General features: G+C 65.2%; 14 protein-coding genes. All 14 read left to right on the top strand.

The window, feature by feature from the left end:
• Nucleotides 1-88: 88 nt before the first annotated feature.
• The 14 genes from LDB05_RS19925 (at nucleotide 89) to LDB05_RS19860 (ending at nucleotide 14,025) form a co-directional block, all read left to right on the top strand.
• Nucleotides 89-727 (top strand): AIR carboxylase family protein, encoded by a 639-nt coding sequence (locus tag LDB05_RS19925; RefSeq protein ID WP_226005713.1) that lies wholly within the window; start codon nucleotides 89-91, stop codon nucleotides 725-727.
• Between the two features lie 282 nt (nucleotides 728-1,009).
• Entirely contained in the window at nucleotides 1,010-1,417 is a 408-nt protein-coding gene (locus tag LDB05_RS19920) for an NADH-quinone oxidoreductase subunit A (protein ID WP_226005712.1), read from the top strand.
• The gene (locus tag LDB05_RS19915) at nucleotides 1,414-2,121 is read left to right on the top strand and encodes an NADH-quinone oxidoreductase subunit B (RefSeq protein WP_226005711.1); all 708 of its coding nucleotides are present in this window, start codon (nucleotides 1,414-1,416) and stop codon (nucleotides 2,119-2,121) included. The genes LDB05_RS19920 and LDB05_RS19915 overlap by 4 nt, the downstream gene beginning before the upstream one ends.
• On the top strand, nucleotides 2,118-3,776 hold the full coding sequence (locus LDB05_RS19910; protein ID WP_226005710.1) for an NADH-quinone oxidoreductase subunit D: 1,659 nt from the start codon (nucleotides 2,118-2,120) through the stop codon (nucleotides 3,774-3,776). The genes LDB05_RS19915 and LDB05_RS19910 overlap by 4 nt, the downstream gene beginning before the upstream one ends.
• A gap of 1 nt (nucleotide 3,777) precedes the next feature.
• Nucleotides 3,778-4,899, top strand: a complete 1,122-nt coding sequence (locus tag LDB05_RS19905) for a complex I subunit 1/NuoH family protein (protein ID WP_226005709.1) — start codon at nucleotides 3,778-3,780, stop codon at nucleotides 4,897-4,899.
• Nucleotides 4,896-5,357, top strand: a complete 462-nt coding sequence (locus LDB05_RS19900) for a NuoI/complex I 23 kDa subunit family protein (protein WP_006181257.1) — start codon at nucleotides 4,896-4,898, stop codon at nucleotides 5,355-5,357. Before LDB05_RS19905 ends, LDB05_RS19900 begins: the two co-directional genes overlap by 4 nt.
• A gap of 39 nt (nucleotides 5,358-5,396) precedes the next feature.
• Entirely contained in the window at nucleotides 5,397-5,669 is a 273-nt protein-coding gene (locus tag LDB05_RS19895) for an NADH-quinone oxidoreductase subunit J (RefSeq protein WP_226005708.1), read from the top strand.
• A complete protein-coding gene (locus tag LDB05_RS19890; protein WP_226005707.1) occupies nucleotides 5,666-6,091 on the top strand; it encodes a hypothetical protein in 426 nt (141 codons plus the stop codon). Before LDB05_RS19895 ends, LDB05_RS19890 begins: the two co-directional genes overlap by 4 nt.
• A complete protein-coding gene (nuoK, locus tag LDB05_RS19885; RefSeq protein ID WP_226005706.1) occupies nucleotides 6,088-6,393 on the top strand; it encodes an NADH-quinone oxidoreductase subunit NuoK in 306 nt (101 codons plus the stop codon). The genes LDB05_RS19890 and nuoK overlap by 4 nt, the downstream gene beginning before the upstream one ends.
• 1 nt (nucleotide 6,394) lies before the next feature.
• Nucleotides 6,395-8,443 carry an NADH-quinone oxidoreductase subunit L gene (gene nuoL, locus LDB05_RS19880; RefSeq protein WP_226005705.1) on the top strand — a complete coding sequence of 683 codons (2,049 nt, stop codon included), beginning with the start codon at nucleotides 6,395-6,397 and terminating at the stop codon, nucleotides 8,441-8,443.
• Nucleotides 8,440-9,963: a complex I subunit 4 family protein gene (locus tag LDB05_RS19875; protein ID WP_226005704.1), complete on the top strand. Its 1,524-nt coding sequence runs from the start codon at nucleotides 8,440-8,442 to the stop codon at nucleotides 9,961-9,963. The genes nuoL and LDB05_RS19875 overlap by 4 nt, the downstream gene beginning before the upstream one ends.
• The gene (locus LDB05_RS19870) at nucleotides 9,963-11,501 is read left to right on the top strand and encodes an NADH-quinone oxidoreductase subunit N (protein ID WP_226005703.1); all 1,539 of its coding nucleotides are present in this window, start codon (nucleotides 9,963-9,965) and stop codon (nucleotides 11,499-11,501) included. Before LDB05_RS19875 ends, LDB05_RS19870 begins: the two co-directional genes overlap by 1 nt.
• A gap of 55 nt (nucleotides 11,502-11,556) precedes the next feature.
• Nucleotides 11,557-13,056, top strand: coding sequence for a DHH family phosphoesterase (locus LDB05_RS19865; protein WP_226005702.1), 1,500 nt, complete (start codon nucleotides 11,557-11,559; stop codon nucleotides 13,054-13,056).
• Nucleotides 13,057-13,206: 150 nt separating this feature from the next.
• A complete protein-coding gene (locus tag LDB05_RS19860; RefSeq protein ID WP_226005701.1) occupies nucleotides 13,207-14,025 on the top strand; it encodes a CBS domain-containing protein in 819 nt (272 codons plus the stop codon).
• Nucleotides 14,026-14,132 lie beyond the last annotated feature (107 nt).

The following is a 14,132-nucleotide window of genomic DNA, read 5'->3' as shown; positions in this document are numbered from 1 at the left end:
CGTTCCCAACGTAGCGTCGGCTGCGCGGTCACCCGTCGTCCGTCTCGTTTGCTATCGTTTCAAGTCGATCGCCCGACCACCTTCACGCATGAGCGACAGCGTTAGCGACCTGATCGACCGCCTACAGGACGAAGCGAGCCAGGATCGTCCCGCCGAGGAAACGCCCGACGTCGGGATCGTCATGGGGAGCGACTCCGACCTCGAGACGATGATGACCGGCGGCAAGCGCCGCGGAGCCTACGACGCCTTCGTCGACGAACTCGGCTTCGCCGAGCAGACCGATTACGAGAACTCGCCGGCGGAGCAGTTTACCTTCGAGACCTACGTGACCTCGGCCCATCGAACGCCGGACTTGATGACTGTGTACGCCGAAACCGCGGAGGAACGGGGCCTCGAGGTGATCATCGCCGGTGCGGGCGGCAAGTCCGCGGACCTCCCGAACATGACCGCGTCGATCGCGTATCCGTTGCCGGTCATCGGCGTCCCGGTCCAGGAGAAATCGGTCGACAGCGTCATCGGCATGCCGACCGGCGCGCCGCTGGTCGCGGTCGACGCCGGGAAATCGTTCAACGCGGCACTGTCGGCCGCGCAGATTCTCGCTCGCCAGCACGACGAGGTCCGCGATCGACTGGTCGCCTACCACGAGGACTTACGCGAGGGCGTCGGTGCTGTCTCTCGAGAGCTTCACGATAGCGGGACGCCGGCGTTCCGGAACCGCGATCGCTAGGCGGACGCCGGTGAACGTGGCCATCGGCGACGGGAAACTGTTCGATCGAGCGAATTCGCGGGGGTAGCAGGGAAAGCCGTCTCGAGCGTGCGTAGCCCCTGATTTCGGCAGCGAATGATACTCTATTATCGATCCGGTTACGTTCTCCACGAGCAGCTATAGTTTCACGTGATTATTCACGAAGGATGCCTCCCGCAGAACCGCGTCTCGGCCCGTGTTTCCCCGAATAACGAAGAATCAACCCTTATGTGCGTGCGGTCTGAAGCCTCGAACGTTACCGAGATGAATGATTGGATCGCCATCGGGGCGCTGGCGCTCGTCGGAGTGCTGATACCGTTCGGGATGATGACGGTATCGTACCTCCTGCGGCCCACCGTGCCCGAAACGAGCAAACGAGCCACCTACGAGAGTGGCGAGATTCCGACCGGCGGAACGCGCATCCGGTTCAATATCCAGTACTACATGGTTGCGCTGCTGTTCGTCGTCTTCGATATCGAGACCGTCCTGTTGTTCCCGTGGGCGGTCGCCTATCAGGATGCGCTCGCCGCGCCGGAGATCTCGCTGGTCCGCGCGCTCGGACCGATGCTGTTGTTCGTCGCCATCCTGCTCGTCGGACTCGCGTGGGCGTGGCGCACGGGCGCAGTACAGTGGGCACAGACACCGCGCCAGCTGGAAACTGACAGACAATGAGTAGCGAACAACCGCGCAAGCAAATCTACGACAGCACCGCACCGTCGACGGACACCCGGGATTCGCGGATCGGTGAGGGTGCCGACGACCGCTTCAACTCCAAGCTCCGGGAGGCGTTCGGGTCGACCCCGTTCATCCTCACGAAGTTCGACAAGTTCATGAACTGGGTGCGGGGCAACTCCATGTTCATGCTCCAGTTCGGGATCGCGTGTTGCAGCATCGAGATGATGCACACGTACGCGATCAAACACGACCTCGACCGCTTCGGGGCCGGCGTTCCCCGCGCTTCACCCCGGCAGGCCGACGTGATGATCGTCCCCGGGACGATCGTCTCCAAGTTCGGCCCCCGCATGAAGCGGGTCTACGACCAGATGCCCGAACCCAAGTTCGTCGTCGGCATGGGCTCGTGTACGATCTCCGGCGGCCCCTTCCAGGAGGGATACAACGTCGTCAAGGGTGCCGAGGAGATCATCCCCATCGACATCCACGTCCCCGGCTGCCCGCCGCGACCGGAAGCGCTCGTCTACGGCATCGCCAAACTCCAGGAGCGGATCCGCAACGGCGAATCGACGCCCGTCGTGGTCAAGCCGTACGAGCTCGAGGAGTTCGGCGACCTGCCCAAGGACGAGCTCGTCCAGAAGCTCGCGGACGACATCGACGAGGAGGACCTCGTCATGCGCTACAACTGGGCTGATTCGCCATGAGCACGGGACTCGAGCGAGGCCAGCCGTCGATCGAGGTCACGGAAGACGAGCTCGCGGCGCTGATCGGCGATCGCGCGCTCGCACGCGACGACCACCTGAACGCGCCCGGATTCGTCATCCGGCCGGACGACGTGCAGGACGTCCTCACGGATCTTCGCGACGAGGCGGGGTTCGATCACCTCGCCAATCTCACCGCACAGGAGTACGCGGACCGCTACGAGTCGATCTATCACCTCCGAAAGTACGCGGATCCGACACAGGAGGTGTCGGTCGTCGTTCCGACGACCACCGACGAGCCGGTCAGCCAGACTGCCGAGCCGGTCTTCCGAACCGCCGACTGGCACGAGCGGGAGGCGTTCGACCTCGTCGGCATCGACTACGAGGGGCACCCCGATCCGCGACGGATCCTCCTGCCAGAAACCTGGCAGGGTCACCCGCTCTCGCGGGGCTACGATCAGGAGAAACCCCAGCTCGTGACCCTGACCGAACACGCCAACCCGGTCCAGCCGGACCACCACGACGACGAGTCGGACACGATGTTCCTCAACATCGGTCCCCACCACCCGGCGACCCACGGCGTGCTCCACATCGAGACGGTACTCGACGGCGAAACGGTCGTCGACGTCGATCCCGATATCGGCTATCTGCACCGCTGCGAGGAGCAGATGTGTCAGCAGGGGACCTACCGCCACCAGATCATGCCCTACCCCGACCGCTGGGACTACGTCTCCGCCGGCCTGCTCAACGAGTGGGCGTACGCGCGCACGGCCGAGGACCTCGCGGACATCGAGGTCCCCGAGTACGCGCAGGTCATCCGGACGATGGGGGCCGAACTCTGTCGGATCGCCGCGCACATGCTCGCGCTCGCCACGTTCGCGCTGGACGTCTACGGCGACTTCACCGCCATCTTCCAGTACGGCATGCGCGACCGCGAGGTCGTCCAGGACATCCTGGAGGACCTCACCGGCCAGCGGCTCATGTTCAACTACTTCCGGCTCGGCGGGGTCGCCTGGGACCTGCCCGAACCCCGCGAGGAGTTCTTCGAAAAGACGCGGGACTTCCTCGACGGGCTCCCCGCGAAGGTCGACGAGTACAACGACCTGCTGACGGGCAACGAGATCTTCCAGGTTCGGTGTCACGACACCGGGATCCTCGAGCCCGAGGTCGCCAAACAGTACGGCTGTACCGGCCCCGTCGCCCGCGGCTCCGGCATCGACTACGACCTCCGCCGGGACGACCCCTACGGCTACTACGACAACCTCGAGTGGGACGTCGTCACCGAGGACGGCTGCGACAACTACAGCCGCGTCCTCGTTCGCATGCAGGAGGTCGAGGAGTCCGCGAAGATCATCGAGCAGTGCGTCGATCTGCTCGAGGACTGGCCCGAAGACGAGCGGACGGTTCAGAGCAACGTCCCCCGGACGCTCAAGCCGGACGCGGACACGGAGATTTACCGCAGCGTCGAGGCCGCGAAGGGCGAACTCGGCATCTACATGCGTTCGGACGGGACGGACAAACCGGGCCGGTTCAAGATCCGGAGTCCGTGTTTCCACAACCTCTCGGCGCTGCCCGAGATGGCCGAAGGGGAGTACGTGCCGGACCTGATCGCGTCGCTGGGCAGCCTCGACATCGTCCTCGGGGAGGTGGACAGGTAGTATGAGCGGCACGACCGTCACCGGCGCGACCGATGTGACGCCGGCACTACCGGCAGTGCCGCTGCAGGATACCGTCTTGCTTCCCGAGCGGATCGGCGAGCTGACCGGCCTCGACGGGCTCGGACTCGGCGGTGAACTGCTCGCGACCTTCCTCGCGGCCTTCATCGTCGGCAACCTGATGCTCGCGATGACCGGCGTCGCTGGACCGTGGGCGAAACGGAAGATAACCGCCGCCTTCACGGACCGGATCGCCGTCAACCGGCTCGGACCGGCCGGAATCCTCATTATCGTCGCCGACTCCGTGCGGCTCCTGTCGAAGGAGCTCGTCATCCCCGAAAACGCGGATCGGCCGGCGTACGACCTCGCGCCGATCGTCGTCGCGTCGTCGGCGCTGCTCGGGTTCGCCGTCATTCCGATGGGAAGCGGGATTCACCTCGCCGACCCCGAAGTCGGACTCGCGTACGTCTTCGCGGTGTCGGGCATCGCGAGCCTCGGCCTGGTGATGGCCGGCTACGCGTCGGCGAACAAGTACTCGATGCTCGGCGGGCTCCGCGCGGTGGCACAGAACATCGCCTACGAGATCCCGCTGGTCATCACCGGGATGTCGGTCGTGATCTTCGCCGGCACGCTGCAGCTGGGCGAGATCGTTTCGGCTCAGGCGGAGCCGCTGGTGACGATCGCGGGCGTTTCGATCCCCTCGTGGTACGCGCTGGTCAACCCCTTCGCGTTCGTCCTGTTCCTCGTCGCGAACTTCGCGGAAGTCGGCCGCAACCCCTTCGACACGCCGGAGGCACCGACCGAGATCGTCGCCGGCTACCAGACCGAGTACTCCTCGGTCTACTTCGTACTGATCTACCTCGGGGAGTTCCTCCACATCTTCCTCGGCGGTGCGATCATCGCGACGATCTTCCTCGGCGGTCCCGCCGGTCCCGGACCGGCGGCGCTCGGGATCGTCTGGTTCATCATCAAGATCTGGGGCGTCTTCTTCGCGACGCAGTGGCTGCGATCGGCGGTTCCCCGGGTTCGGATCGACCAACTCATCGAGATCGGCTGGAAGGGACTACTCGTCCTCTCCTTCGCCAATCTCATTCTGACCGCGATAATCGTGGGGCTGATAACATGATCGGGATACTCAAATCGATGGCGACGACGATGAAGCACGCACTGGACGGCTCTACCTTCACGGTGGAGTACCCGGAGACCGCACCCGACGTCTCGCCGCGCTTTCGCGGCGTCCACAAGTTCAGTCAGGAGCGGTGTATCTGGTGTCGCCAGTGCGAGAACGTCTGCCCGAACGACACGATCCAGATCGTCACGAACGATCAGCGACAGGGCGAACAGTACAACCTCCACATCGGGCAGTGCATCTACTGCCGGCTCTGCGAGGAGGTCTGCCCCGTCGACGCCATCCTGCTCACGGAGAACTTCGAGTTCACCGCGGACACGAAACACGACTTCGTCTACAACAAAGAGCAGCTGAAAGCCGTCCCGTGGTACAAGGACATCGACCCGCTCGCGTCCCGCGAACCCGATCGGGGCGCGTGGGTCGGTGAGGGAGAGGGAGAGGTCGACTACCAGTAACGGGCTCGCCCGTCCCGCAAACGGGCACTACCAACAAACATGAACTACGAGCTGATCGCGTTCGCGCTGTTCGCCATCGTCACGCTGGCCAGCGCGGTGGGTGTCGTGCTCATGCAGGACCCGTGGCATTCGGCGCTCCTGCTGGGCGTGGCGCTGCTCAGCGTGGCGGTGCACTACGTGATGCTGGCGGCGGAATTCGTCGCCATGATGCAGGTCCTCGTCTACGTGGGCGGGGTCCTCGTCCTCATCACGTTCGCCGTCATGCTGACCCAGCGCGACGACGCCAGCACGGAAGAGGTGGTACAGGCATGACGACCGGTCCGAAACTCCGACTCGGCAAGACGCTCGTGCCGGGACTGCTCGCCGTCGGGCTGTTCGCGGTGATGGCGCTCATCACCCTGAACACGGCGTTCGAGCCGATGTCACAGGGCGGCTTCCCGGACGTCTCGATCACCGCCGAACTCGGCTACGCGCTGTTCGGCTTCGACGAACTCCAGACGATCGGCGGCACGGAACCCTTCCTCGCCGCCGTCCTGCTCGTCGCCGTCGCGCTCGACGCCGCGCTCGACGCCTCGCTCGTCCTCGCGAAACGCGAGGAGGGTGGCGAACCCGTTTCCGCGCTCTCGAGCGCCGGCGAGGCCTCGAGCAGCAGCGAGGGCGCCGAACCGGCAGTCGCAGACGGCGGGACGCGGTCGGAGGGCGGTTCGACCGAGACGGGAGGTGAGGACCGATGACCGTCGACGTGCAGTACTACGTGCTGCTGTCGATGGCAGTGTTCTGTATCGGCCTCTTCGGGGTGCTGACGCGTCGCAACGCACTGTTGTTCCTGATGTCCGTCGAACTCATGCTGAACGCGGCGAATATCAATTTGATCGCGTTCTCGTTCTATCACGGCAACCTCACGGGGCAGTTGTTCGCGCTGTTCACGATGGCGCTCGCCGCCGCCGAGGTGGCCGTCGGACTCGGGATCATCCTGGTGTTGTACCGCAACTTCCGTGACGTCGACGTCACGGTTCCGACGACGATGAGGTGGTAAGATGGCAGGAATAGCAACAGATCCGTTCGGATTCGCACCGGCGATCGCAGTGTTCCCACTCGTGGCGTTCGTGGTCGCGCTTCTCTTCGGCAAGCACTTGCCGAAGAAGGGCGCGCTCCCGGGTATCCTCGCGACGGCGGGTTCGCTCGTCATCTCACTGGTGATGTTCGCGGCCGTCGGCGGCGGTAAGACGCATCACGCGACGCTGTACGAGTGGACGAACGGTGCGGCCCAGAGCGCGACCGGCGTCGAAACGATCGCATTCAGTTTCGGAATCCTGATCGATCCGCTCTCGGCGCTCATGCTGGTGATCGTCTCGCTCGTCGCACTGCTCGTCCACGTCTTCAGCCTCGGCTACATGAACGTCGAAGGCGAAACCGGGTTGCCGCGGTACTACGCCGAACTCGGGCTCTTTACCTTCAGCATGCTCGCGTTCGTCTTCGCGGACAACCTGCTGATGGCGTTCATGTTCTTCGAGCTCGTCGGACTGTGCTCGTACCTACTGATCGGGTTCTGGTTCCGCACGAAGTCGGCACCGTCGGCCGCGAAGAAGGCGTTCCTCGTCACCCGCTTCGGGGACTACTTCTTCCTGATCGGCGTCGTCGCCATCGCGGCGACGTTCGGCACGGTCGGCTTCGCCGGCGAGGAATCGTTCGTCACCGCCGCCGAGACGGCGATCGACAACGAAGCGACCCTGTTCGGCTTCGACGCCCAGACCTGGGTGACGATCACCGGACTGCTCGTCCTCGGCGGCGTCCTCGGCAAGTCCGCGCAGTTCCCCTTCCACACCTGGCTCCCCGACGCCATGGAGGGTCCGACCACCGTCTCCGCGCTCATCCACGCGGCGACGATGGTCGCGGCCGGCGTCTACCTGGTCGCCCGGATGTTCGGCTACTACGCGCTGAGTCCGACCGCGCTGGCGATCATCGCCTTCGTCGGCGGCTTCACGGCGCTCTTCGCCGCGACGATGGGCGTCGTCAAGGACGACGTCAAGCAGGTACTGGCGTACTCGACCATCAGCCAGTACGGCTACATGATGCTCGGACTCGGCGTCGGCGGCTACGTCGCCGGCGTCTTCCACCTGATGAATCACGCCTTCTTCAAGGCGCTCCTGTTCCTCGGTGCCGGGGCCGTCATCATCCTCATGCACCACGAACAGGACATGTGGGAGATGGGCGGCCTAAAGGACAAGGCACCCGTCACCTACTACACGTTCCTCGCCGGCGCGCTCGCGCTCGCGGGGATCGTCCCCTTCTCGGGCTTCTGGTCGAAAGACGAGATCCTCTTCGACGCGCTGATCGTCGGCCTCGAGCAGCCGGTCATCCTCGCGGCCTACGCGATGGGACTGATCGCCGTGTTCTTCACCGGCTTCTACACGTTCCGGATGGTCTTCTTGACCTTCCACGGTGAGCCCCGCTCGGAGACGGCCGAGGACCCGCATCCGGTCGGCTGGGCCGTCAAAACCCCGTTGATCGTACTCGGCGTCCTCGCGGCGCTCACCGGTCTCGCGAACATGGCACCCATCGCCCACGTTCTCGGGGTCGACATCACGTTCCTCGAGTTCTGGCTCGACGGCGAGTACGGTTACGTCGAGGGGCTGACCTACCACGCCTACCACGAGACGGTCGCCTTCGAGGAGGGCGTGATCGGCTCGGAGACGGTCACTATGCTACTGAGCGCGGGCCTGTCGCTGGGCCTCGCGCTGGCCGGCGCGTTCACGGCGCACACGCTGTACAACGTGCCCGAGCCGACCCGCCACACGGCGAAGCTCGGCGGCGCGTACAGCCTCCTGCGGCGCAACTACTACCAGGACGAGTACCAGGTCTGGCTCGCGGAAGGCCTGACGCTCCCGCTGGCTCGAGCGGCCGACCGGTTCGATCAGACCGTCATCGACGGCGTCGTCAACGGGACGTCGACGATCAGCCTGTTCGGCAGCGATCGGCTGAAACGGATTCAGACGGGTATCGTGACTAACTACGCGGCGCTGTTGGTGGGCGGGTTCATCGGCTTACTGCTCGTCCTCGGCTATCTCGGAGGGTGGTTCGCATGATGATAGAAGCGCTCATCGCGGTCGCACTGCTCGGCGCGCTGATCACGTTCGTCGCGCCGAATCGCATCGCCGGCAAGCTCGCCTTCGCCATCAGTCTCGTGCCGGCGGCGATCAGCCTGTGGCTGTTCACCGCCTTCGACGGCAGCGGGAACGCCTTGCTCGATGGCGAGCTGGCGTTCGAATCGCAGCTGGCGTGGCTCGAGATCGGCGACTACTCGATCTCGTGGTTCGTCGGTCTGGACGGTATCAGCCTGCCGCTGGTCGTTCTGACGACGATCCTCTGTACGCTGGCGACCGTGAGTTCGTGGACGCCGATCGACGAACGGGAGTCCCAGTTCTACGGGCTCATCCTGTTCATCGAGGCGAACCTGATCGGCGTCTTCTCGGCGCTCGATTTCTTCGTCTGGTTCATCTTCTGGGAGGCGGTCCTGATCCCGATGTACCTGCTGATCGGTATCTGGGGCGGCCCGCGACGGAAGTACGCCGCGATCAAGTTCTTCGTCTACACGAACGTGGCGTCGCTGGTGATGTTCGGGTCGTTCATCGCGCTCGTCTTCGGGCTCGGCGACTCGGTGACGTCCTTCGCCCTGCCAGAAATCGCGACGGCGATGGTCAACGGCGGGCCCGAGGGACTCTTCGGTCTCGGTGGGACGGCACTCGCGTCCGTCGTCTTCATCGGGATGTTCCTCGGTTTCGCGGTGAAGGTGCCGATCGTCCCCTTCCACACGTGGCTACCCGACGCCCACGTCGAGGCCCCGACCCCGGCCTCGATACTGCTGGCCGGCGTCCTGCTGAAGATGGGGACCTACGCCCTGCTCCGGTTCAACTTCACGATGTTCCCGGACCAGGTCGAGGCCTACGCGGTCCCGATCGCGGCGATCGCGGTGATCAGCGTCATCTACGGCGCGATGCTGGCGCTCGCACAGACGGACCTGAAGCGGATCGTCGCCTACTCGTCCGTGTCCTCGATGGGATACGTCATCCTCGGACTGGTCGCCTACACCCAGTTCGGGATCGGCGGCGCGACCTTCCAGATGATCTCCCACGGCCTGATCTCGGGACTGATGTTCATGGCCGTCGGCGTCATCTACAACGCGACCCACACCCGGATGGTCACCGACATGTCCGGGATGGCGGATCGGATGCCGATCGCGGTCGGAATCCTCATCGCCGGTGCCTTCGGCTACATGGGACTGCCGCTGATGAGCGGCTTCGCCGCCGAGTACTTCATCTTCTTCGGCTCCTTCGGCTCCGAGTTGCTCGCGTACTCGGCCGTGTTCACCTCGCTCGCGATGTTCGGCATCGTCATCGTCGCCGGCTATCTGCTGTTCGCGCTCCAGCGGACGGTGTTCGGACCGTATCGACTCGAAACCGACTACGAGGTGGGCCGTGCGCCCGTGCACGACGTCGCGTCGATGGTCGTGTTGCTGGGGCTCATCATCGCCCTCGGCGTGGCCCCCGACCTGATCTTCGACATGATAACCGACGCAATCGATCCGATCATCGGAGGTGAGCGCTGATGGCGGTCTTCGAGCTCCCCGACTGGATGGCGCTCGCGCCGGCACTGATCCTGGCGGGGACGGCGCTCGTGTTGTTCCTGCTCGACAGCATCGACCCGCACTCGACGAATCGCTCGCTGCTCGCCGGCACCGCGATCGTCGGCTCACTGGCGTCGCTCGCCGTCGCGGTCTGGTACACCGCCGCCGGCGTCGGCGCGACCGGAATCGAGAACCACGGCGTCATCGACGTCATGAACGGCCAGTTCGTCGTCGACCAACTGGCGCTGTACTTCATGATCATCATCGCCGTCGTCACCGCCCTCGTCGCGGTCGCGAGCTACGACTACCTGCGGGATCACACCTATCAGGCCGAGTACTACTCGCTGGTCATCCTCGCCGCGACCGGGATGTCGATGATGGCCGCCTCGAACAGCCTCGTGACGATCTTCATCGCGCTCGAGCTGACGAGCCTCCCCTCGTACGCCCTGGTCGCCATCCTGAAGGACAACCGCGGCAGCGTCGAAGCCGGGCTGAAGTACTTCCTGATCGGCGCGCTGTCGTCGGCGATCTTCGTCTACGGCGTCTCGCTGGTCTACGGCGCGACCGGCTCGCTGCAACTCGAGGCGATCGCCGGGGCGCTCGAAAGCTCCGACCAGAACGTCGTCGAGATGGGCGGCCTCCTCGGACTCGGCATCCTCATGCTGATCGGCGGGATCGCGTTCAAGACCGCGAGCGTCCCGTTCCACTTCTGGGCCCCCGAGGCCTACGAGGGCGCGCCCGCGCCGATCTCGGCGTTCCTCTCCTCGGCCTCGAAGGCCGCCGGCTTCGTGCTCGCCTTCCGCGTGTTCGCGACGGCGTTCCCGCTCGAGGCGACGACCGCCGTGATCGGCGTCGACTGGACGCTCGCCTTCGGCATTCTCGCGATCGTCACGATGACGGTCGGGAACTTCGCGGCGGCGACCCAGGAGAACGTCAAGCGGATGCTCGCGTACTCCTCGATCGGGCACGCCGGCTACGTGCTGATCGGACTCGCGGCCCTCTCGGCAGACGGCGGCGACGCCGTCATGGGGGCCGCCATGATGCACCTGCTGGTCTACGGCTTCATGAACACGGGCGCGTTCCTGTTCGTCGGGCTGGCGGAGTACTGGGGCGTCGGCCGGACGTTCGAGGACTACAACGGCCTCTCGAAGCAGGCGCCCTTCGCCTGCGCCGCGATGGCCGTCTTCATGTTCAGCCTTGCGGGCGTCCCGCCCTTCGCCGGCTTCGCGAGCAAGTACCTGCTGTACACCGCGACCATCGAAGCGGCCGCGGACAACACGATCTTGCTCGTTCTCGCCGCCGCGCTGGTGATCAACAGCGCGCTCTCGCTGTACTACTACTCGCGGCTCGTCAAGGCACTCTGGATCGAGGAGCCGATTCTCGACCGGGAGCGGCTCGCACAGCCGACCGGGCTCTACGCGGCGATCATCGCTGCGGCAGTGCTGACGGTCCTGATCCTGCCAGCATTCAGTCCGATCGCCGACGCCGCGACCGAGGCGGCGACCGCGATCATCGTCTGAGGATCCCGCGGGCGACCCGGTAGCTTTTACCCGCAGGGGTTGCAAGCCGCGACAAATGGTTTTCCGGCTCGTGCTCGGCTGCGGGACGATCTGCCGACAGGTGACGGAGCGGCTGCCCGAGCGCGACGGCGACCGGCGACTCGTCATCACTGACGACGAGACCGTCGTGGAAACGTTGCGCGAGGAAAGCGTGCCGGCTCGCAGTGCCGATCCCGCCGATCCCGACGCGATCGAGAACGTCGATCACCCGGACGTTATCTTCGTCGCCAGCGACCGTACCGACGTCAACCGAGCCGCCCTCGAGGCGGCCCGAGAGCGGTTCCCGGCGGCGTCGATCGTGGGGTATCTGGGCGGCAACGCGACGGCGGCCGACCGACAGCGGTTCGACGAGCTGGCGGACCACGTCGTCGATCCGACGGCCGCCATTGCCGATCGAGTGATCGGCGGAACGGCGATGCCGACGGCCGAATCCGCGATCGAACTCCGGAAGCAGCTCGTTGGGATCGACGGCCGGCTCGCGGTCGTCGCCCACGACAACCCGGATCCGGACGCGATCGCGAGCGCGGTCGCGCTGGTCGCCATCGCCGAGTCGGTCGGCGTCGACGCCGACGCCTGCTATTTCGGGAACATTTCCCACCAAGAGAACCGGGCGATGGTCAACCTCCTCGGCCTGAACCTGCGAAACCTGGACCGAAACGACTCGCTCGGGGAGTACTCGGCCTTCGCACTCGTCGATCACTCTCGGCCCGGTGTCAACGACCAGCTCCCGGCGGATCTCCACGTGGATATCGTCATCGACCACCATCCGCCTCGCGGACCGGTCCCCGGCGAGTTCGTCGATCTGCGCCAGCAGGCGGGCGCGACCAGCACCGTCCTGACCGAGTACCTCGATCACGTCGATCTCGACTTCGATCCGGCGACGGCGACGGCCCTGCTGTACGGAATCCGGGTCGACACGAACGACTTCTCCAGGGAAGTCTCTCCCGCCGACTTTCGTGCCGCGTCGCTACTGTGGCCCCACGTCGATACCTCGCTGCTGGATCAGATCGAACAGCCCTCGCTCGAGGGCGATACTCTCGAGACGATCGCACGAGCGATCAAGAACCGGGTCCAGCGGGATTCGGTCGCCGTCGCCAGCGTCGGTCGAATCGGCGACCGGGATGCGCTCCCCCAGGCGGCCGACCAGTTACTCGCGATGGAGGGCATCGATACGACGCTGGTCTTCGGATTCGCCGACGAGATGGTCTTCCTGTCGGCCCGATCCCGGGCCGCGGACGTCGATCTCGGGGAGACGCTTCGCGACGCGTTCGATCGAATCGGGAGCGCCGGTGGCCACGCCGATATGGCCGGCGCGCAACTCGAGATCGGTATTCTGGGCAGTGCGGACGACGAGGAGGAGATCGAGTCGATCGTCAGCGTCGTCGAGGAGGTCATCACCAACCGATTCTTCGAGTCGATCGACTCGCGGCCGGGAGTCCCGGTCGGCGCCTACACGCAGACCAGCGAGTGGCTGTTCACCCAGCGCGGCGAGCCGGAAGACGGCGAGTCGGCGTAGGAACGCTGGCGCACCGAGCGGGCGCTGACTCCCGGGTTCGTCGATGGGGACGAAATTTCGCGCGACCCGGACGACAGTGTCGGCTCTCGAAGCGAGTCTCCGACCGCGGGGAAGCCAGTACTTTTGCGCGCCGGCCCCGTGTGTCCCACTATGGAGGTCGCGTCGGATCGGACGAAGCCCAAGGTCAAGGACTACATGACACGCGATGTCGCGACGGTATCGCCCGACGAAACCGTCGGGCAGGTCGCGACGCGGATCGCGGAAAGCGAGGAACACAGCGGCTTCCCCGTCTGCGAGCGACGCCGCGTCGAGGGCTTCATCAGCGCCCGCGATCTGTTGCTCGCGGACGACGGCGATCCGATTTTCAAAGTGATGGCGACCGATCTCCTGGTCGCCCACCCCGATATGAAGGTGACCGACGCCGCGCGCGTCATCCTCCGATCGGGGATTCAGAAGCTGCCCGTCGTCGACGACGCTGGCAACCTCGTCGGGATCATCTCCAACGCGGACGTCATCCGCAGTCAGATAGAACGCGCGACGCCCGAAAAGGTCGGCAAGCTGATGCGAACCCTGGAACAGATCCACGAGATCGACCTGACCGAAGAGCGCCGCACCGTCGCGCTCGCTGACCTGACCCCCACACAGGGTCGGGTCTACGCGGACGAGCTCGAGGGCCGGCGATACGAGCTCGAGCGCGGGCTCGCTGAGCCGCTCGTCGTGATAGACAACGGCGGCACTCTCTTGCTGGCGGACGGCCACCATCGCGTGCTCGCGGCCGATCGGCTGGACATCGACGAGATGGACGCCTACGTCATCGTCATCGATCACGAGATCGATCTGGGGATGGCACGGACGGCCGAAAAAGAAGGGCTGGAGCGGATCGACGACATCAACGTCGTCGACTACGCGCGACATCCGCTGGTCCAGACGACGAAGCGACTGCAATCCGACGGCGGCGAGGACGAATAGCGGACCAGAAGGAGGGTATCGGTAGCGCCCAGCGTTATCACAGTCGTTTCCGACGGATAGTCGGCTCGATTGATCGCTGATGAGCGTTTTCCGTGTCCGGGCAGTAC

The sequence above is a fragment of the Natrinema salinisoli genome (assembly GCF_020405205.1).
Taxonomy (GTDB): Archaea; Halobacteriota; Halobacteria; order Halobacteriales; family Natrialbaceae; genus Natrinema; species Natrinema salinisoli.
The sequence above is the reverse complement of the archived record's forward strand: the minus strand, read 5'-3'. Positions and strand labels throughout refer to the sequence as shown.